Origin of the sequence: Streptomyces sp. NPDC001339 (assembly GCF_042895955.1) — a bacterium.
Lineage (GTDB): Bacteria > Actinomycetota > Actinomycetes > Streptomycetales > Streptomycetaceae > Streptomyces.
Genome location: NZ_JBIAWT010000012.1, coordinates 1 through 18,512, shown reverse-complemented (window position 1 = coordinate 18,512; position 18,512 = coordinate 1). Strand labels below are relative to the sequence as shown.

The 18,512-nt window shown below is 69.9% G+C and carries 15 protein-coding genes; 6 read left to right on the top strand and 9 right to left on the bottom strand.

What is annotated here, in order from left to right:
* Positions 1-161: 161 nt before the first annotated feature.
* From ACFY12_RS29445 to ACFY12_RS29435, 3 genes are all read right to left on the bottom strand, one after another.
* Positions 162-713: an RICIN domain-containing protein gene (locus tag ACFY12_RS29445; RefSeq protein ID WP_390718966.1), complete on the bottom strand. Its 552-nt coding sequence runs from the start codon at positions 711-713 to the stop codon at positions 162-164.
* 64 nt (positions 714-777) lie between these two features.
* Positions 778-1,332, bottom strand: a complete 555-nt coding sequence (locus ACFY12_RS29440) for an RICIN domain-containing protein (RefSeq protein WP_390718965.1) — start codon at positions 1,330-1,332, stop codon at positions 778-780.
* A 61-nt stretch (positions 1,333-1,393) separates the two neighbouring features.
* Positions 1,394-2,998, bottom strand: a complete 1,605-nt coding sequence (locus ACFY12_RS29435) for an AbfB domain-containing protein (protein ID WP_390718964.1) — start codon at positions 2,996-2,998, stop codon at positions 1,394-1,396.
* Positions 2,999-3,372: 374 nt separating this feature from the next.
* Here ACFY12_RS29435 and ACFY12_RS29430 point away from each other — a divergent pair, with 374 nt between their 5' ends.
* Entirely contained in the window at positions 3,373-3,966 is a 594-nt protein-coding gene (locus ACFY12_RS29430) for a hypothetical protein (protein WP_390718963.1), read from the top strand.
* A gap of 83 nt (positions 3,967-4,049) precedes the next feature.
* Positions 4,050-7,097 carry a M48 family metalloprotease gene (locus tag ACFY12_RS29425; RefSeq protein ID WP_390718962.1) on the top strand — a complete coding sequence of 1,016 codons (3,048 nt, stop codon included), beginning with the start codon at positions 4,050-4,052 and terminating at the stop codon, positions 7,095-7,097.
* An 11-nt stretch (positions 7,098-7,108) separates the two neighbouring features.
* Here the strand turns inward: ACFY12_RS29425 and ACFY12_RS29420 are convergent, their stop codons facing one another.
* The 3 genes from ACFY12_RS29420 to ACFY12_RS29410 form a co-directional block, all read right to left on the bottom strand.
* Complete coding sequence (locus ACFY12_RS29420) at positions 7,109-8,299, bottom strand: multidrug effflux MFS transporter (RefSeq protein WP_390718961.1); 1,191 nt, start codon at positions 8,297-8,299, stop codon at positions 7,109-7,111.
* Positions 8,300-8,458: 159 nt separating this feature from the next.
* Positions 8,459-11,131, bottom strand: a complete 2,673-nt coding sequence (locus ACFY12_RS29415; RefSeq protein WP_390718960.1) for an HAD-IC family P-type ATPase — start codon at positions 11,129-11,131, stop codon at positions 8,459-8,461.
* A 210-nt stretch (positions 11,132-11,341) separates the two neighbouring features.
* Entirely contained in the window at positions 11,342-11,602 is a 261-nt protein-coding gene (locus ACFY12_RS29410; RefSeq protein WP_390718959.1) for a DUF2530 domain-containing protein, read from the bottom strand.
* Between the two features lie 265 nt (positions 11,603-11,867).
* Between ACFY12_RS29410 and ACFY12_RS29405 the strand changes: the two genes are divergently transcribed.
* The gene (locus ACFY12_RS29405; protein ID WP_390718958.1) at positions 11,868-13,337 is read left to right on the top strand and encodes an NCS2 family permease; all 1,470 of its coding nucleotides are present in this window, start codon (positions 11,868-11,870) and stop codon (positions 13,335-13,337) included.
* Between the two features lie 115 nt (positions 13,338-13,452).
* Here the strand turns inward: ACFY12_RS29405 and ACFY12_RS29400 are convergent, their stop codons facing one another.
* Positions 13,453-13,644, bottom strand: a complete 192-nt coding sequence (locus tag ACFY12_RS29400) for a hypothetical protein (protein ID WP_390718957.1) — start codon at positions 13,642-13,644, stop codon at positions 13,453-13,455.
* A 216-nt stretch (positions 13,645-13,860) separates the two neighbouring features.
* On the opposite strand from ACFY12_RS29400, the gene ACFY12_RS29395 reads away from it, so the two are divergent.
* The 3 genes from ACFY12_RS29395 (at position 13,861) to thpR (ending at position 16,466) form a co-directional block, all read left to right on the top strand.
* Positions 13,861-14,325, top strand: a complete 465-nt coding sequence (locus ACFY12_RS29395) for a MarR family winged helix-turn-helix transcriptional regulator (protein ID WP_390718956.1) — start codon at positions 13,861-13,863, stop codon at positions 14,323-14,325.
* 28 nt (positions 14,326-14,353) lie between these two features.
* Positions 14,354-15,757, top strand: coding sequence for an MFS transporter (locus ACFY12_RS29390; RefSeq protein WP_390718955.1), 1,404 nt, complete (start codon positions 14,354-14,356; stop codon positions 15,755-15,757).
* 139 nt (positions 15,758-15,896) lie between these two features.
* Positions 15,897-16,466, top strand: coding sequence for an RNA 2',3'-cyclic phosphodiesterase (gene thpR, locus ACFY12_RS29385; RefSeq protein ID WP_390718954.1), 570 nt, complete (start codon positions 15,897-15,899; stop codon positions 16,464-16,466).
* A 258-nt stretch (positions 16,467-16,724) separates the two neighbouring features.
* Here the strand turns inward: thpR and ACFY12_RS29380 are convergent, their stop codons facing one another.
* Both ACFY12_RS29380 and ACFY12_RS29375 read right to left on the bottom strand, forming a co-directional pair.
* A complete protein-coding gene (locus ACFY12_RS29380; protein ID WP_390718953.1) occupies positions 16,725-17,723 on the bottom strand; it encodes an aldo/keto reductase in 999 nt (332 codons plus the stop codon).
* Between the two features lie 56 nt (positions 17,724-17,779).
* Positions 17,780-18,370 carry an alpha/beta hydrolase gene (locus ACFY12_RS29375; protein WP_390718952.1) on the bottom strand — a complete coding sequence of 197 codons (591 nt, stop codon included), beginning with the start codon at positions 18,368-18,370 and terminating at the stop codon, positions 17,780-17,782.
* Positions 18,371-18,512 lie beyond the last annotated feature (142 nt).

The following is an 18,512-nucleotide window of genomic DNA, read 5'->3' as shown; positions in this document are numbered from 1 at the left end:
CCCTGCCTCCGCACAGGTGCAGGGCAGGGACGAATGAGAAGAAGAGCGAAGAGAAGAGGCGAGAGGGGGAGAAGGAAGGAACGGCAGGAGCAAGTGCCGTGTCCGGCCTGTCTGGTCAGCATCAGCATGCGAACCGGACAGACCGGACACGGACCGGTAGATCAGGTGGCGGGCAGGATCCGCCACTGCCCCGGCGTGGTCTGATTGCAGGTCCACTGGATGGCTCTCCCGCCATCCTCCACGCTGGAATTGCCGATGCCCACGCAGCGGTCCTCGGTGTGCGTGGGAGACAGCTGGAAGAGCTTCTTGGTGCTGTCGATGAGCTGGAACTGCCAGCGCTGGTGCTTACCGGAGTTGCAGGCCCACTGCCACACCTCGGCGCCTTTCGCGGTGTTCGACTTCCGCACCTCAAGGCACTTTCCGCCGGCCTTGGAGCGCAGCTCGAAGGAGGAGTTGGCGGTGGGGATCACACGCCACTTCTGTGCGTCGCTTCCGTCGCAGGCGTACTGCCGTGCCGTCAGGCTGCCGTCCGCATCGGGGTGACCGATGTCCAGGCATTTTCCGCTGTGCTCGTTCTGCAGCTGCACGACCGTTTCCACCCGGGGGGCGGCGGACTGTGCGGCGGCTCCCTCGGCGTGTGCGGTGGTCGCGCCGCCGGCCAGTGCGGCGAAGCCGGCGGTGGCAGCCAGCGCGGCTCGGATGATCCGTGCCATCGTGGAATCCGTTTCTTTGAGGTCTTTTCAGTGGGCGGTCAGGAGAGGCATGCCGTCAGGAACGTCATGCCTTGACCGGCAGGAGCCGCCAGTACCCGGGCGTCGTCTCGTTGCAGGTCCACTGCAGGACGTTCCCGCCGTCCGCCAGGCTGGAATTGCCGATGCCTATGCAGCGGTCCTGCGTGTGTGCGGGGCGCAGCTCGTAGAGCTCCTTGACGAAGTCGACGATGACCAGCTTCCAGCGCTGGTGCGGGCGGTCGACACACCACCCCTGCTGGACGTTCTGGCCGAGCCCGGTGCCACCGTCCTTGACTTCGAGGCACCTGCCGCTGTGCTGGGCCCGCACCTCGAACGTCCCCGAACCGGCGGGGATCAGTTCGAAGCGCTGGTTGTCCAGATCGTCGGCGCAGGTCGACTGCTCCGCGTTGGCACCGTTGCTCAGGCTGCCCTTGGCGATGGTGAGGCACTTTTCACTGTGCAAGTTCCACAGTTGCACCACCGATGGTTCGGTGGTGGCGGCACGGGGCGTGGCCTCATCGGCGTGCGCGGTGGTCGCGCCACCGGTCAGCGCGGCGAAACTGACAGCGGTGGCCAGTGCGGCTCGGGTGATCCGAGGCATGGAGGTGTTCCGTTCTTCTTGTCTTCTTGCTTCGTCAGGAGTGGCCTCGGCGGGCCGGGCGTCAGGGCGCGAGCGGATCGGCGATCTTCCAGGTGGCGTCCTGGGCGAAGTCCTTGGAGCGGTCGAAGGGGTTGCCGCTCTTGTCGTCCTTCTTCGCCGCGTAGAGCTCACCCATGAAGTGCCGCAGGTAGCGGCCCTTGTTGCTCGCCGACTCGAAGGACATTCCCGAACCGGCCAGAGCCTTACGGGGGCACCAGGCCGCGTTCATGGCGAACTCCCGGGAGCCGTCGAAGGCGGCCATCTTCACCCTGTAGCCCTGCAGGGTCAGGAAGTAGCCGTCCTTGACGGAGGACTTGAAGACGTAGCAGCCGGGCTTGTCGAGCGAGTTCAAGATGGTCCAGGTGGCGTCCTCGCGGACGGCCTGCTTGCTCTTGTCCTTGTTGACCGGGGCGAGGAAGGCGTTGCCCCCGTCGACGCTCGACTGGCGGATGTACCAGCCGGACAGCTTGGCGTCGCTGGGTGCCAGGGACTGCCGTGCCGCGCGGTAGAGGTTGTCCTTCCGGAGGAAGGCAGCGACCTCCGCGTCGCTTCCGGCCAGCGCCTTCTTCGCCGCCGCGACAAGGTGGGGATTCATCCCGGTCTTCTCCATGGCGGCCTGGATCGTCAATGCCCGCTGGCGGTCGTGCTGGCCCTTCTTCTTGTCGCGGTTCCTGGCGTCGCTCCTGAAGGCCTCCTCGGCGCCGGTGTAGAGGAACTCCTGCCAGTCCGCCGCGGCAGGGCTGGTCAGCGCCTTGTGGGTCGCGGCGAGCAGGTCCGTCCCCTCGAGCCTGGCCGGGGCGAGGCGAATCAGCTCCCGGATGAAGTTGTCGTCGCTCAGGCGCAGCATGGCCTCCGACGGAACGATGTCGAACAGCGCGGCGGTGTTCTTACGGGCGTCGAGGTCCCTGAGACGCTGCTTCTCCTTGTCGCTCTTCTCGCCGTCCTCCTTGAGCTTGTTCGTCACGTCGCGCTTGTGCGCCGCACGTGCACCGTTGACGATGAACTCCCGCCAGGCGGCAGGATCGTCCTTGGACAGGGCGCCCACAGCCGCGGCTTTGACCTCCGGCCCGGCCTCCGGATGCTCCATGACCTTGCGGATGAAGTTGTCGTCGCTGAGGCCGAGCAGATCCGGGTTGCTGGGGATGCCCAGGGTGAACAGGACCGTTGCCTTGTCCTGCCTTGCCTCGCGCTCGATGTCGGCGCGTTCCTTCTCCCGCTTGTCGTCGAGCAGCTTCGCCTGGTGGATGCCGGTGGTGATGAACCGGATGTGGTCCTCGGCCGAGGCGTCGAGAGCCATGGCCTCCTCGGCGGCCAGGCGCACGGCCTCCTGGCGCTCGTCCGCGTCCTTCACCTTCTGCCACAGGGCGACGATGAAGTCGCGGTCGCTGAGCAGGAGCACGTCCGGGTTGTTGATCACGTCGAGGCGGACCACCGCCGCCGCGTCGACCCGCTGCTTGTCACTGGTGCCGATACCGGCGGCCATGCTCACCTCGCCCGCGGGCGCCGCGACAGCGGTCGTCGCCGGCACGGCTATCCCGCTGACGGCGGCCAGGGCGGTGGCGGTCACGATGCCGCGGGTGAGGAAGGCCCGCGTACGCGCGGAGCTGGTGCTGCTGCTGTTGTGCATTGCTGTTCTCAGGAACCCCTCTAGCCCCCGTACGGGCTACCTACACGTGAACAAGGCGAATAGCCGCCAAGTCTTAATATTCGATGAATAAGAGTCAAACTGGACTAGATCGACTTGACCTACCGTTAAGTCGACTTTCGCTCAGTTCGTTAGATTTCGGTGTTGTGTTCGTAATGGGGATGTGATGCACGAGGCCTGCGGTCGGGGAGGGGTGGCGCCTGTCCCGGCAGGCGTCGGCGGGCGCCCGTCGTGAGGAATCCCTACGGTGCGAGGAAATCCCTACGGGCGGGCGGACGGGTGTGGTTCCCAACTACAGTGGCTGCGTGGGGTGTTGTGTCTCATGACGTGCGGTGGCCGGCCATGCGGAGGCAGTGGTGAGTGCGAACTTACGGGATGTGGTGTCCGACGTCGTCGCCCAGCAGGCGCCGGAGGAGCTGCCGCTGGTCGACGGCCTGGCCCGGCTCGACCACGGCGAAGCGGTGCGGCTGCTGAAGCGCCGTAACACCAGCGGGCCGCTCGGCTTCGGTCTTGCCGAGGTTGTTCCGGTGATCACGCCGGTGGTGTGGATTGCGGTGGAAGAGGTCTGCCGAGCCTCCGTCGGTTCGCTGCTGGGGCGGGTGAAGCCGCGGTCGGCGGCCCTGGTGCGTCGGATCCTGCGCCGGCCGGCGGCGCCGCCGGCCCAGGTGCCCGCGCTCACCGCCGATCAGCTGGATGCGGTGCATCGCAAGGTCCGTGAGGGGGCGGCTCGGGCCGGGTTGGAGGAGGCCGCGGCGGAGGCGCTAGCGGATCGCGTGGTGGCCCGCCTCGCTCTTGAGCGGGTGGGAACCGAGCCCGTACGAGGAACTGAGCCCGTACGAGGAACCGAGCCCGGACCAGGAACTGAGCCTGGACGAGAAACCGAGCCCGGACCAGGAACCCGTTCGGGATCAGGAACCGCGCCGGAGCCGGGTCCCAGGGGGATCTCCTGAGCGCCGGCGGCGCCCCACCCGTTACCGGTGGTGGCGGTGCCCCGCTCGCCCCGTCCGGCAGGATCGATCCCAGAGTCCTGCCGATGGGCACCACCCTGCGCTTCGCGCTCCTGGTGCTCGTGATGATGGTGGCGACCATGGGCATGATCAACGCCCTTTTCGGGCTGGCCCCTTGGGACGACAAGGCGATCCTCTGCAAGTTCGCGGCGGGCTTCGATCCGAACGCCCGGATGCTGGACTTGATGGGGCTCAACACCCCCCAAGGGCTGCGGGAACTCAAGGACTGCGCGCCCCCCAGCGCCGTGCTCACCCAACTGCCCGGTGTCGCCGGTGCCGTGCTGGTGCTGGTGTCGGCCGCCGCGCTCTACGTCTGGCTGCCCCGCTGGAAGACGAGGCGCGGGCGGGTGATCACCCTCGACGAGGCGTACCCCGGCGGGGAGTTGCGGGCCGAGCTCATGCGCCTGGTGGCCACGGCGCAGCTGCGTACCGTGCCGGCCTTCGTAGTGGACCCCGCCTCCTTCGACGCCGGCGCCGAGGTGTTCGGCCGGGCCGGGCGGCACACGGTCTGTCTGCACGCCGGGCTGCTGGCCACGTATCGCGGTGGCCCCGACGGACGGGCCGGCTTCCAGGCCGTCGTGCTCCACGAGCTGGCCCATCTCCGCAACCGGGACGTGGACCTCGCCTATGCCGTCACGGCGCTGTGGCGGGTCTTCGTGGCGCTGGTCATCGTGCCGTTCACGGTGCTGTACGGGGGCAGCTTCGCCGCCGCGCAGTTCTTCGGCGTCTTCTACGGGGGCGACGAAGTGTTCTGGCCCGCCGGGCGAGCCGGTGTGCTGCGGTCGCTGGCGAGCGCGCTGTTCATGGTGCTCCTCGTGGTGCTGGCCCGCGCCGACGCCCTGCGCCACCGTGAGCTGTACGCCGACGCGGACGCCGTGGCCCTGGGGGCGCAGCACCGGGTCTGGGACGCGGCCCGGGACCGCCACCCCGGTAGGGGCCCCGCGTTCCTTCAGAGGGCGCAGAGGCGGGTGTCGGCACTGTGGAGCAGCCATCCTTCCTGGACCGTGCGCAGACAGTCGCTGGCCGATCCGGCGGCACTGTTCTCCCTGGGCACCGAGCAGATGTTCCTGGTCGGCTGGGCCGTCCTCGTCTCCGCGCAGACCGTGTCCGGCCTGTGGGGCGCCACGGTGGCGATCTGGGCGACCGCCCTGCCCGCCGCGGTACTGGTCACCCTCGCCACATGGCGGTCGCTCGCCTATGCCGAGCACCACGGTCTGCGCGGGCCCGACGGGCTGCGTTCGGGCTTCGCGCTGGGGCTCGGCCTGGTCTGCGGTGAGCTGATGAACGGGGTCACCAACGGCGCCCGGTGGCTGCCCGAGTACCCCGGGATCCTGTTGGCGCTGCCGGCCTGCGCCGTCCTGTTCACGGTGTGGACCGTGGCCTGCGCACGGCTGCGGCTGCGGCTGCTGACGCTGGATGGCGCCGCCTCGCTGCGCACGGCGATCTGGCCGCCGCTGCTCGCCTCCTGCCTGCTGGGCGCGGCCGGCTTGATCTGGTGGCTGCGGTACGGCTCGCTGTACCTGGCCGGCGACTTCCTCGCCGCGGGCGGTCTGCGGCAGCAGATCATCCGGACGCTGCCCGGGCCGTGGAGTGAACACCAGGCGGAGCTCTCCTGGTTCACCGCCACCATGCCGCAGGCGTCGATGCTGGGCCAGAACCTGCTGTTCGCCGGCGCGACGACGGTGCTGTGGGTGTACCCCCTGGTCCTCTGGCTGCGGCGGCCCCGGGCGTACGGGCCGTCCGACGGAGGCTGGTGGACCCGGTTGTCCGGCGTGGTGGCAGGGCTCTGGTCGGCCCGGTCGGCCCGGTCGGCCCGGTCGGCCCGGTCGGCCCGGTCGGCCCGGTCGGCCCGGTCGGCCCGGTGGAACGGCCCGGCCGCAGGACTCCGGTGGGCCGTGACGGCCGGGCTCGTCGGCGGCATCGTCTGTGTGGCGGGGCTGGTCGCCGTCATGGCCCTGATGCACACCTGGCAGCCACCGCTCGGTACGCCCGTCGGCACCTTCTCGATCCTGTACCTGTGGTGGTCGGCCGTCGCGATCTGGGCGGGGGTGGCACTGACCGGCGCGGTGGTTGCGGTCACCGCCCGGCGCCGGTGGCTGCCGAGCGCCCTCGTCGCGGCGGCGGTGGCCCAATCCCTCGCGCTGGTGGTGCAGTTCGCGCTCGGTTCGGTGAACGGCTGTCTGGGCCCGCTGCGGACCCTGGGGCACAGCTGCCACTGGGTGCCCGACGGGAGCTGGCCGTTCACCCAGTCCCTGGCGGGCCTGGTGCTGCCCTCCGTGGCCGGCGCCGGACTGCTGGCCGTGACCGTCAGAGGTGCGGCGGCGGCACTCCGTCTACGGCGGCCCTCCCGTCTATGGCGGACCCCGACGCCGCAGTCATCAGTGGAGCAGCCCCCGACGTGGCAGCCCCCGACGTGGCAGCCCCAACCGGCCCCGGTCGCCCCCTCGGTGCCATCCCGCCTGCGGTCCTTCGCCGCGTTCGGTGGCCTGGCTGTACTGATCGTCATGGCGGCGTTCGGCCCGGTGGCGATCGTCGCCGGCGGGCAGCGCGCGGCAGCGCAGACACCGGTCGCCATGACACCACCGACGCCGCCCAAGCCATCTGAACGGATCCGGGCCTACCAACTGCTCGCGTGGTTCAAGCTGGGCGGGCAGCAGAGCATTCTGCGACTGAGTTCGGACTACGAAGCGTTCCGCAAACAACTCGACGAGATGGTGCAGGCAGCGAACGCCCGCCCCAACGAGGCGGTCCGCTTCGACTCGAAACGGCTCCGCAGGACCTGCGCCGCGCTCACCAAGGACGCGACCACCGCCGGCCGCCTGCCGATCCCGGACCGCGACCTGCAGGCCCCCTGGTCGTCCTGGCTCACCACCACCCTCAACGCGAGCCGCAACTGCGTGACTCTGGTGGACAGCGAACACAACAACCTGCGCGAGAACACTGCCATGATCGGAGGACTCTCCCAGGGCTACACCCAGTCGGCCAAGGCCCTCGTCCCGGTCGTCCGCGAGGTCCGGGCGGCCGCCCGCCTCTGGCCCAAGTGGGCACACGTCGACGAGCGCCGACAGCCCTGACTGGTGATGCGTCAGATCCTGGAGGCGGAGACGGAGGCGGAGGCGGCCCTCGTCAGGCTCAAGGTGAGGAAGGCGAGGGCAGCGGAGAGGGCCATGCCCGCGAACATGGGGAGGGCGGTGTGATCGCCGCCGAGGCCGACCAGGGGGGTGACGAGGGCGCTCAGGATGCTCTGGGCGGTGCCGAGGAGGGCGGAGCCGGTTCCGGCGGCGTGTGGGACGCGTTCCAGGGCGAGGGCCGTCGCGTTGATGGCGACCAGGCTGATGCCGATGAAGGCCAGGTAGAGGAGGCCGAGGATCAGTGGCAGGAACAGCAGGTCGGTCAGGGCGAGTGCGCACAAGGCGGCGGAGGGGGCCAGCATCGTCCACAGGCCGGTGTGCAGCAGGGACCGAGGGGTGAACCGGCCGATGAGCCGGGTGATGACCAGGCCGGATATGACGCTTACGGCGCCGACGGAGGCGAACGCGGCGGAGGTCTGGGCGACGCTGAGACCGAGCAGGTTCTGGAAGAGGAAGGACGCACCGCCCAGGTAGCAGAAGAGGACGGCCAGGGCCATGCCGAAGCAGAGTGTGTAGCCAAGGTAGGTGCGGTCGGACAGGACGCCCCGCACCGCCCGGATCGTTGCCCGGGCGCCTCCGGTCTGGCGTCGCTCGCGCGGCAGGCTTTCGGGCACCGCGAAGACCGCGCCCACCAGGGCGAGGAGTGAGGCCGCGGAGAGGACCCAGAAGACGGCACGCCAGTCGGCGGCCTCGATCACCACGCCGCCCGCGACCGGGGCGACGGCCGGGGCGACCGCGAGCAGGGACATCAGGACGCCGAGCAGCTTGGTCGCCTTCTCGCCCGTGGCGACGTCGGAGATGACGGCGCGGCCGATGACCACACCGGCGGCGCCGCTGAAGCCCTGGAGGAAGCGCAGGACGACCAGCCAGCCGAGCGAGGGGGTGAGCGCGCACGCTCCCGCGACCACGGCGCACACGGCCGAGCCGACCAGGATCGGTATGCGGCGTCCGTACCGGTCCGAGAGCGGCCCGAGGATCAGCTGTCCGAGCCCCATGCCGATGAGGAACGAGGTGAGCGTGAGCTGCACGCCGGAGGCGTCGGTGTGCAGGTCACCCGTCATCTGCGGGAAGGCCGGCAGGTACATGTCCGTGGCCAGGGGCATCACGAACGCGAGCAGCAGCAGGGCCGCGGTCATCACAAGCATGACGGTGACGGTAGGCAGGGCAGGCCGGTCATCGCGTCGGTCCCGAGACCCGAGCAGGGCCCTTCGCTGGTCGTACGGCGGGTGGCGCAGGGCGGTGGGACGTTGGTCCCGGTCCGGACGAGGCACCCCGCTGATGGTGGGACCTGTGGGCGGTCCGGCTCAGGCAGGGAACCGGCGGGAGATCCAGCGCCAGGTGATTTCCAGGAGGAGCGCGGCCACGGCGGCGATCGCCACCGCCGCCCAGGGCATCGTCGTACCGACCAGGCGCAGGTCGAAGAAGTCCTGCAGCCAGGGAGTGACGAGGACGACGAGGAAGCCGAGGGCCATCGTCAGGACCAGGGCGACGCGCCACCAGGTGTAGGGGCGGGCGATGATCGCCAGTACCCAGATCGCGGCGAGGAAGAGGGTCAGGGTCGCGGCGCTGGTCTCGGCGGAGAGGGCGTTCGGGCCGGTGTAGTGGTAGCGGGCGAGGAGGTACGTGGCGAACGCGGCGAGGCCGGTGATGAGGCCGGAGGGCAGGGCGTAGCGCATCACCCGGCGGACGAAGTGCGGGCGGGCGCGTTCCTTGTTCGGGGCGAGGGCGAGGAAGAACGCCGGGACGCCGATGGTGAGGGTGGAGAGCAGGGTGAGGTGGCGGGGGAGGTAGGGGTAGGGGATCTGCCAGCAGGCGACCAGGAGGGCGAGGAGGACGGAGTAGACGGTCTTGGTGAGGAAGAGGGTGGCCACGCGGGTGATGTTGCCGATGACGCGGCGGCCCTCGGCGACCACCGAAGGGAGGCTGGCGAAGCTGTTGTCGAGGAGGACGATCTGGGCGACGGCCCGGGTGGCCTCGGAGCCGGAGCCCATGGCGACGCCGATGTCGGCGTCCTTGAGGGCGAGGACGTCATTGACGCCGTCACCGGTCATCGCGACGGTGTGGCCGCGCGACTGGAGGGCGGCGACCATGTCCCGCTTCTGCTGGGGGGTGACGCGGCCGAAGACCGCGCCCTCGTCGAGGGTGCCGGCCATGGCGTCGCGGTCGGTGGGGAGGGCGCGCGCGTCGACGGGGGTGTCGGCGCCGGGCAGGCCCAGTTTGGCCGCCACCGCGCCGACCGATACCGCGTTGTCGCCGGAGATGACCTTGGCGTGGACGCCCTGGTCGGCGAAGTAGCGCAGGGTGTCGGAGGCGTCGGGGCGCAGGCGCTGTTCGAGGACGATCAGGGCGGTGGGGCGTACGTCCTGGGTGACCTCGGGGTCGTCCAACTCCCGTTCCGCGTGGGCCAGCAGGAGGACGCGCAGGCCCTGGGCGTTGAGGTCGTCGATCTCGGCGAGGTGGTGGTCGCCGGGCGGCAGCAGTACGTCGGGCGCGCCGAGCAGCCAGGTCGTGCGCGCGCCGTCGGGGTCGGTCAGGCAGGCGCCGCTGTATTTGCGGGCGGAGGAGAAGGGGAGCGACCGGGTGCACTGCCAGCCGTCGCCGGAGGGGGAGAGCGAGGGGGCGGGGGAGGGAGCGGAGGGCGAGACGGAGGGCGAGACAGAGTGCGAGGGGGAGGAGGACGAGAGGGGGCGCGAGGGGGAGGGGGACGAGAGGGGGCGCGAGGGGGAGGGGTAGGCGTCGATGATGGCCTGGAGGGAGGCGTTGGGGCGGGGGTCGGCGTCGCCGAGGGCGCCGAGGACCTGCTTGACGTACGCCGCGTCGCCCGCGTCGCCCGCGTCGCCTGCGCCACTTCGCTTTTCTCTGTCTCCCGCGCCACTCCGCTTCTCTCCGTCCCCCGCGCCACTCCGCGTCTCTCCATCCCCCGCGCCACTCCGCTTCGCTCCATCTCCGATCTGTCCGCTCTGTCCGAGGCCTTCGGCGGCGGAGCCCAGGAGCCATAGCGCGCTGACGTCCATACCGCCCTCGGTGAGCGTGCCGGTCTTGTCCAGGCAGACCACATCGACCCGGGCGAGGCCTTCGATGGCGGGCAGCTCCTGGACGAGGCACTGCCGGCGGCCGAGGCGGATGACGCCGATGGCGAAGGCGACGGAGGTGAGGAGCACCAGCCCCTCCGGGATCATCGGCACGATGCCGGCGACCATCCGGCGGATGGCTTCGTCGGCCGGCAGTCGGAGGGTCAGCAGATGGCTGGCGATCAGGCCGATCGCGGTCGGGACCATCATCCAGGTCACGTACTTGAGGATCTGGCTGATGCCGGTCCGCAGCTCGGAGTGGACCAGGGTGAAGCGGCTGGCCTCCTCGGCGAGCTGGGCCGCGTACGCCTCCCGGCCGACCTTGGTCGTGGTGAAGGCACCGCCGCCGGCGACGACGAAGCTGCCGGACATCACCGGCTCGCCGGGCTTCTTGACGACCGGGTCGGCCTCGCCGGTCAGCAGCGATTCGTCGATCTCCAGGCTGTCGCTCTCCAGCACCTCGCCATCGACGACGACCTTGTCGCCCGGTCCGAGTTCGATGAGATCGCCGAGGACGACTTCGGAGGTGGGGATCTCGGCGGCGATGCCGTCGCGCCGGACGGTGGGCCTGGCCTCGCCGATGACGGCGAGGTTGTCCAGGGTCTTCTTGGCGCGCAGTTCCTGGATGATGCCGATGCCGGTGTTGGCGACGATGACGAAGCCGAAGAGGCCGTCCTGGAGGGGCCCGATGACCAGGATGATCGCGAAGAGGAAGCCGATGATGGCGTTGAAACGGGTGAAGACGTTGGCGCGGACGATGTCGACGGTGGAGCGGGAGGAGCGCACCGGGACGTCGTTGACCTCGCCCCTGGCCACCCGCTCGGCCACCTGGGCAGAGCTCAGGCCAGGGTTGACCGGCAGCGGATGCTGAGGAGCGGCAGTGGGGGGCCGTGCCCGTTCCGTCATGCCCTCGACGTTACGGGTGGAATGCGCTGCTCACCCGTTGAGCGGGTGCGCGGGCCGTAGCGATCAGGCCGACCGCATCGGTCGATCAGGTCTGCCGTATCCGTTGATCTGGCCGACCGTATCGGTCGATCAGACCAGCCGCATCGGTCGATCAGACCGGCCGTATCGGTCGATCAGACCGGCCGTATCGGTCAGGGGCGGCCGCGGCGGTCAGGAGCTGTCGCGGGCCGCCGCTGCGCGCTTGATCGCGGCGTCGCGCTTGCGGACGTACCAGATGCCCAGCAGGCCCAGGCCGCCACCGGCCAGGCACGTCCACACCCACCAGATGTGGCCGTGATCGGCGAACCAGCCGTAGAAGGGGAGCTGGCCGAGGAAGAGGACGAACCAGATGATGGTGCCGCCGGTGATCGTGCCGACGACGGGGCCCTCCAGGGGGGCCGGGGCCTCACGCAGTTCGGACTTCTTCCACATGGTGCTCAGCTTACGGGGCGGGATACGGGGCGGGTCATGGGGCGGGGTACGGGGTGGGGGAGCGGCCTACGGGGACGGTGGTGAGTGGTCCCGTGGCCCATGAGCCCATGAGCCCATGTCCCCCAAGGGTCTACGCGCGGAGATAGCGATCACGGCATTGTTTATTCATACTGAACCTTTCTGGATGTGACCGGGTTGGTTCGTTTATTCATCCAATTTGGTTCCCTTTCCGTGCCTGCCCAGGCCCGTCCGACTGAGGTCCCGCATGTCCCCCTCGGCCACCAAGCCGGTCGACACCGTTGAGTACCCGGCCCCGAAGCCTCCCCGGAACGGCTTCGACCGTTTCTTCAAGATCTCCGAGCGGGGGTCGACGGTCGGTCGCGAGCTGCGCGGCGGCCTGGCGACGTTCTTCGCGATGGCGTACATCATCGTGCTGAACCCGATCATCCTCGGCTCCGGTGTCGACAAGTACGGTCACCATCTCGACAACGGCCAGCTGGTCACCGCCACCGCGCTGATGGCCGGTCTGACCACGATCCTCATGGGCGTCATGGGCAATGTCCCGATCGCCGTCGCCGCCGGGCTCGGCATCAACGCCGTGGTGTCCCTCCAGCTCGCCCCCAAGATGAGCTGGCCGGACGCGATGGGCATGGTCGTACTCGCCGGTCTGGTGCTGATGGTCCTGGTCGCCTCGGGCCTGCGGCAGCGGGTGATGGACGCGATCCCCAACGGGCTGCGGCGCGCCATCGCCATCGGTATCGGCATGTTCATCTCGCTGATCGGCCTGGTGGACGCGGGCTTCGTCAGCCGTAATCCGGATGCCGCGCACACCACCGTTCCGATGGGGCTGGGCGAGGGGGGCCAGCTCAAGGGCTGGCCGGTGCTGGTCTTCGCCGTCGGCCTGGCGCTGATGTTCGTGCTGATCGTGCGGAAGGCCAAGGGCGCGATCCTGATCGGCATGGTCAGCATGGCCGTGGTCGCGATCATCGTGAACGCCGTCACCGACACCCCGGACGCGGCCTGGGGCCTGGCGGTCCCCAATGTCCCCGAGAAGATCATCGGCGCCCCGGACTTCGGTCTGATCGGCCATATCAGCCTTTTCGGCGGGTTCAAGGAAGTCGGCGTGCTGACCGGCTGCCTCTTCGTCTTCACCGTGCTGCTCTCCGGCTTCTTCGACGCGATGGGCACGATCATCGGCGTCGGCGAGGAGGCCGGGCTGACGGACAAGAACGGCAATCTGCCGGGTATGGGCCGGATCCTGATGGCCGACGGTATCGCGGTCGCCGGTGGCGGCTTCGGCTCCGCCTCCGCCAACACCTGCTTCGTGGAGTCCACGGCGGGTGTCGGCGAGGGGGCCCGTACCGGCCTGGCGAACGTGATGACCGGCGGGCTCTTCCTGCTCGCGCTGATCTTCACCCCGCTGGCGACGGTCGTCCCCGCGCAGGCCGCCACGCCCGCGCTGCTGGTCGTCGGCTTCCTGATCATGGCCGCCAACGTCAAGGACATCGACTGGGGCGACTTCACCGTCGGTATCCCGGCGTTCCTGACGATCATCTCGATGCCGTTCACCTACAGCATCACCAACGGCATCGGCATCGGCGTGCTCGCCTTCATCCTGCTGCGCGCCGCCACCGGCCGCTTCAAGCAGGTGCCCTGGCTGCTGAACGTCGTCGGTCTCTGCTTCCTCGTCTACTTCCTGCTCCACCCGATCGAGCAGGCGCTCGGGGTGAAGTAGCCCGCTGCCTCGCCCTCCTGCCTCGCCGCCTCCTCTTCCATTACGGCAACGAATACGGAGAGTGATTAGTTTCCGGCAGGGGGTAGCGGTACAGGAGGTAGCGGTAGGTGAGGGCTCAGGTGGCCGGCCCCCACACACCGAGCCGCTCCGTCTCGTCGACCGACGACTGGAAGCGCTCGTCGAAATCCTCGCGAATGAGCGTCCGGACGACATAGTCCTGGACGCTCATTCCGCGTTTTGCGGCGTGCTGCCGGATGCGCTCCAGCAGCTCCCCGTCCACTCGCAGGCTGAGCACTTGCGACCCCATACGGACACGGTCCCCCTCCCCTGCGGTCAGGTGTGTCACGTTCGAGTGCGTCCTCACCCGTAAGCGTGACCCCGGGCGCATGCCCTCCGGGTGCGCGCCGCCCCGAGGCGCTTGGCGCGGCCGTCGGCTTCCCTCCTTTTTGGCCGTAGGCTTCCCTCCTTTTCGGCGCCGGCTTCCCACTTTTCTTAGAAAGGCTAATGAGCTATGCTAAAGACCATGTCGGAACTGTCCCGCCCCCAGCCCGACGGCCGGCAGGGCACCCCGGACGACGCGGCCGCGGTGAGCGCGCTGCGGTCCGCCGTGATGCGTCTGTCCCGCCGTCTCAAGCACCAGCGCGTGGACGAATCGCTGAGCCCCACCGAAATGTCGGTGCTCGGCACGTTGGCCCGCTGCGGCAGAGCCACCCCCGGTGAGCTGGCCCGCAAGGAGCATGTGCAGCCGCCGTCGATGACCCGCATCGTGGCCATGCTGGAGGCCAAGGGACTGGTCCGGCTCGAACCGCACCCGGACGACCGCCGTCAGAAGGTCGTCACCCAAACCGAACAGGCCGAGGCGATGCTCGAAGAGAGCCGCCGCAAACGCAACGCCTGGCTCGCCGAGCTGGTCTCCGGACTGGACGAGGACGAGTGGGCGAAGCTGCGGGCCGCCGCTCCAGTACTGGAGAAGCTCGCCCAGCTGTAAACCGCAAGCCCGAGGAGGCGAACCCACTTTGAGTACGGGACCCGGAGCAGACTCCGCCCCCGCACCGAACTCCCACCACGACACGGGCCGGGCCGCAGGCCCCACCACCGGTCCCGCCGCCCCACCGCGACGCGGGGGCATGTTCAGCTCCCTCCGCATACGTAACTACCGCCTCTTCGCGACCGGCCAGGTGGTCTCCAACACCGGCACCTGGATGCAGCGCATCGCCCAGGACTGGCTGGTGCTGAGCCTCACCGGCTCGTCCGCGGCGGTCGGCATCACCACCGCGCTGCAGTTCCTGCCGATGCTGTTGCTCGGCCTCTACGGCGGCGTCCTCACCGACCGCTTCCCCAAGCGCAGCCTGCTGCTGCTCACCCAGTCCGCCATGGGCCTCACCGGCCTGGCTCTCGCCGTGCTCACCCTCACCGGCCAGGTGCAGGTCTGGCACGTCTACCTGGTCGCCCTTGTCCTCGGCCTGGTCACCGTCGTCGACAACCCCGCCCGGCAGGCGTTCGTCTCCGAGATGGTCGGCCAGGACGAGCTGCGCAACGCGGTCAGCCTCAACTCCGCCAACTTCCAGTCCGCGCGGCTCATCGGGCCTGCCGTGGCCGGTGTCCTGATCACCGCCTTCGGCAGCGGCTGGGCCTTCCTCCTCAACGGCCTGTCCTTCACGGCGCCGGTCGCCGGCCTGCTGATGATGCGTACGGCCGAACTCCACAAGGCCGACCGGGTCCCGCGCAGCAAGGGCCAGCTCCGCGAGGGACTCCGTTACGTCGCCGGGCGCCCCGACCTCATCTGGTCCATCGTCCTGGTCGGCTTCATCGGCACCTTCGGCTTCAACTTCCCGATCTGGCTGACCGCGTTCGTCGACCAGGTCTTCCACGCGGGCGCCGGCACCTACGCCCTGTTCAACGGTCTGATGGCGGCCGGCTCCCTGATCGGCGCGCTGCTCGCGGCCCGCCGGGCCAGTTCCCGGCTGCGGCTGTTGGTCGGTGCGGCGCTGCTCTTCGGCCTGCTGGAGATCACCGCCGCCCTGGCCCCCTCCTTCTGGGTCTTCGCGGCGCTGCTCGTCCCCATCGGCCTGGTCGGTCTGACGATCAACGTCACCGCCAACGCGAGCGTCCAGATGGCCACCGACCCGGCGATGCGCGGCCGGGTGATGAGCCTGTTCATGATGGTCTTCATGGGCGGCACACCGCTGGGCGCACCCGTCGTCGGCTGGGTCACCGACGCGTTCGGCGCCCGCGTCGGCTTCCTCACCGGCGGCGTGATCTCCATGGCCGCCGCGGCCCTCGTCGGTCTGGTCCTGGCCCGGCTGGGCGGACTCCGCCTCAAGATCGATCTGCGTCGGGGGCATCAGCATGTGGCCTTCGTCCCGCGGATCCCGGAGGCGACCCGACCGGAGGAGAGGGAGCTGGCTCCGGTGGCTTAGCACCCGTGGCTCGGTACCTGCGGTTGCAGGCGGGGGGGGGGAGGAAACGATGACAGGGGAGAGAACCTGACGGCCGAGGGACCAATGGACGGCCGACGGGCGAATTGACGACCGGGGGAGGACGACGTACGTCTGGCCCATGAGACTCTTCGCCGCCGTCCTCCCCCCGGCCCCCGCGCTCCACGAGCTCGCCGTCGAGGTGGCGCTGTTGAAGCGGCTCCCGGCTGCCGACCGGCTGCGCTGGACCGGGCGGGACGGCTGGCACTTCACCCTCGCCTTCTACGGCGAGGTCTCCGAGGAAACCCTTCCTGACCTGCGGGAACGCCTGGAGCGGGCGGCTCGTCGGCGCGACCCGTACGAGCTGCGGATCGCCGGCGGCGGCCGCTTCTCCGACCGCGTGGTGTGGGCCGGAGCCGACGGCGACCGGCCCGCCATGCGCAAGCTCGCCGACTCCGCGGCGGCCGCCGCCCGCCGGGCCGGGATCGCCATGACGGACGAGCACCGCCCTTACACCCCCCACCTCACCCTCGCCCGCAACCGCGTCCCCACCGTGCACCTCGCCCCGTACGCGACCGCCCTCAAGGATTTCGCGGGCTCGCCCTGGACGGTCGGGAAGCTCTCCCTGATGCGGAGCCACCCACCCGTCCACGGCGTGCCCGGCGCTCAGCCGCACTACGAGGAGATCGCCAGCTGGCCGCTGGGCCGGTGAGCGCGGCCCCTGCCACCTGACCCTGCCACCTGACCCTGTGTACGAGGCGGGTATGAGGCGGGTATGAGGCGCGTGTGAGGCCCGGCCGGTGAAGTGTTCGGGTCCCACCCCGGTTACGCTCGTGGGGTGGACCCGAAAACCCGTAACCGGATCATGTCCGGCCTGTTCGCCGTGCTGCTCATCGTCGTGATCGTGGCGGCGGCCCTGCGCTGAGCGCCCCGCCCCACCCCGCCCACCCCACCGGGCGGAGGCGCCCCCTCACCAGGCGAACGCCTCCGGCGACGGCCCCGGCCCGGGGAAGATCTCATCGAGTGAGGCAAGCAGCTCGTCCGAGAGACGCAGCTCGACGGCGCGCAGCGCGGAGGCGAGCTGGTCGGCGGTGCGCGGGCCGACGATGGGACCGGTGACACCGGGACGGGTCAGCAGCCAGGCCAGCGCGACCTCGCCCGGCTCCAGGCCGTGCTGGTCGAGCAGGTCCTCGTAGGACTGGACCCGTTCGCGGATCGCGGAGTTGGCGAGCGAGTCGGCCGAGCGGCCGGAGACCGTACGGGCCGCGCCGCCCTCGCGCTCCTTGCGGATCGCGCCGCCGAGCAGCCCGCCGTGCAGCGGGGACCAGGGGATGACCCCCAGGCCGTAACTCCGGGCTGCCGGGATGACCTCCATCTCGGCGCGCCGCTCGGCCAGGTTGTACAGGCACTGCTCGCTGACCAGGCCGTACGAACCCCGGCGCCGGGCGGTCTCATTGGCCTGGGCGAGGTGCCAGCCCGCGTGGTTGGAGGACCCCGCGTAGAGGATCTTGCCCTGTTGGACGAGGACGTCCATGGCCTGCCAGATCTCGTCCCAGGGCGTGTCCCGGTCGACGTGGTGGAACTGGTACACGTCGATGTGGTCGGTCCCCAGCCGCTGGAGGCTGGCGTCCACCGACCGCCGGATGTTGAGGGCGGAGAGCTTGTCGTGGTTCGGCCAGACCTTGTCGCCGTCCGGCGCCATGTTCGCGTAGACCTTGGTGGCCAGCACGGTCTTGTCCCGTCGCCCGCCGCCCTGGGCGAACCACGAACCGATGATCTCTTCCGTACGCCCCTTGTCGGCGCCCCATCCGTAGACATTGGCGGTGTCGAAGAAGTTGATACCGGCCGTGTGTGCCGCGTCCATGATGCGGTGGCTGTCGGCCTCGTCCGTCTGAGGACCGAAGTTCATCGTCCCGAGGACGAGTCGGCTGACCTTGAGTCCGGTGCGTCCGAGCTGCGTGTACTTCATGGTGGGCCAGCCAACGCCTTCGAGCGAGCTCGAATCAAGTACGGCACGCGGCCGCGTCACGGGTGGGTGGCGGGGACCGGGGCGGGGGCAGCGACTGGGGTGGCGGCGGGAGCCGGGGTGGTGGCGGGGACCGGGGCGGCCGGGCAGGACGTGTCGCGTGCGGGGACGGAACCGCTGAGGAGATAGCCGTCGACGATACGGTCCACGCACGCGTTTCCGTTCTGGTACTGGCCGTGATCACCACCGCCGACGGTCACCAGACGCGAGCCGCGCAGCGCCCGGTGCGCCCGTACCGCGGCTTCGTAGTACGTGGAGGGATCGTGCAGCGAGTTGAGCATGAGGACGGGGGGCAGGCCTTCGCCGGTGACCTTCACAGGGGGCGCCGGGGGCGACGGCCAGGCCGCGCAGGTCGCGGCGAACGCGAGTGAGCGCGCGCCCAGGAGTGGGTATCGGGCGGTGTCCTGGGCGCTCCGGTCGACCCAGTACCGGGTGTCGCGGGTCCATGGGGTGTCACCGCAGGTCACCGACGCGAACTCGGCGAGGAAGCCGGGGCTGAGGTAGCCGCCGTACACCTTCGAGACGAGCGCCTTCTCCTCGCGCGTCGCGGTGTCCCAGTGCTCCAGGGCGGTGAGCGTCGCCGCCAGCACGGGGAAGTTCCGCGCCTTTTGAAGCGCTCTCCTGCCTTCGCAAGCTCAGGGAGGAGATTCCGCCCTACCTTGCGGTGGGAGGTTTGACGCGACGAGCGCGTCTGACGACTGCTCTTCCAGCAGCCGGGATCGCCACGAGGCC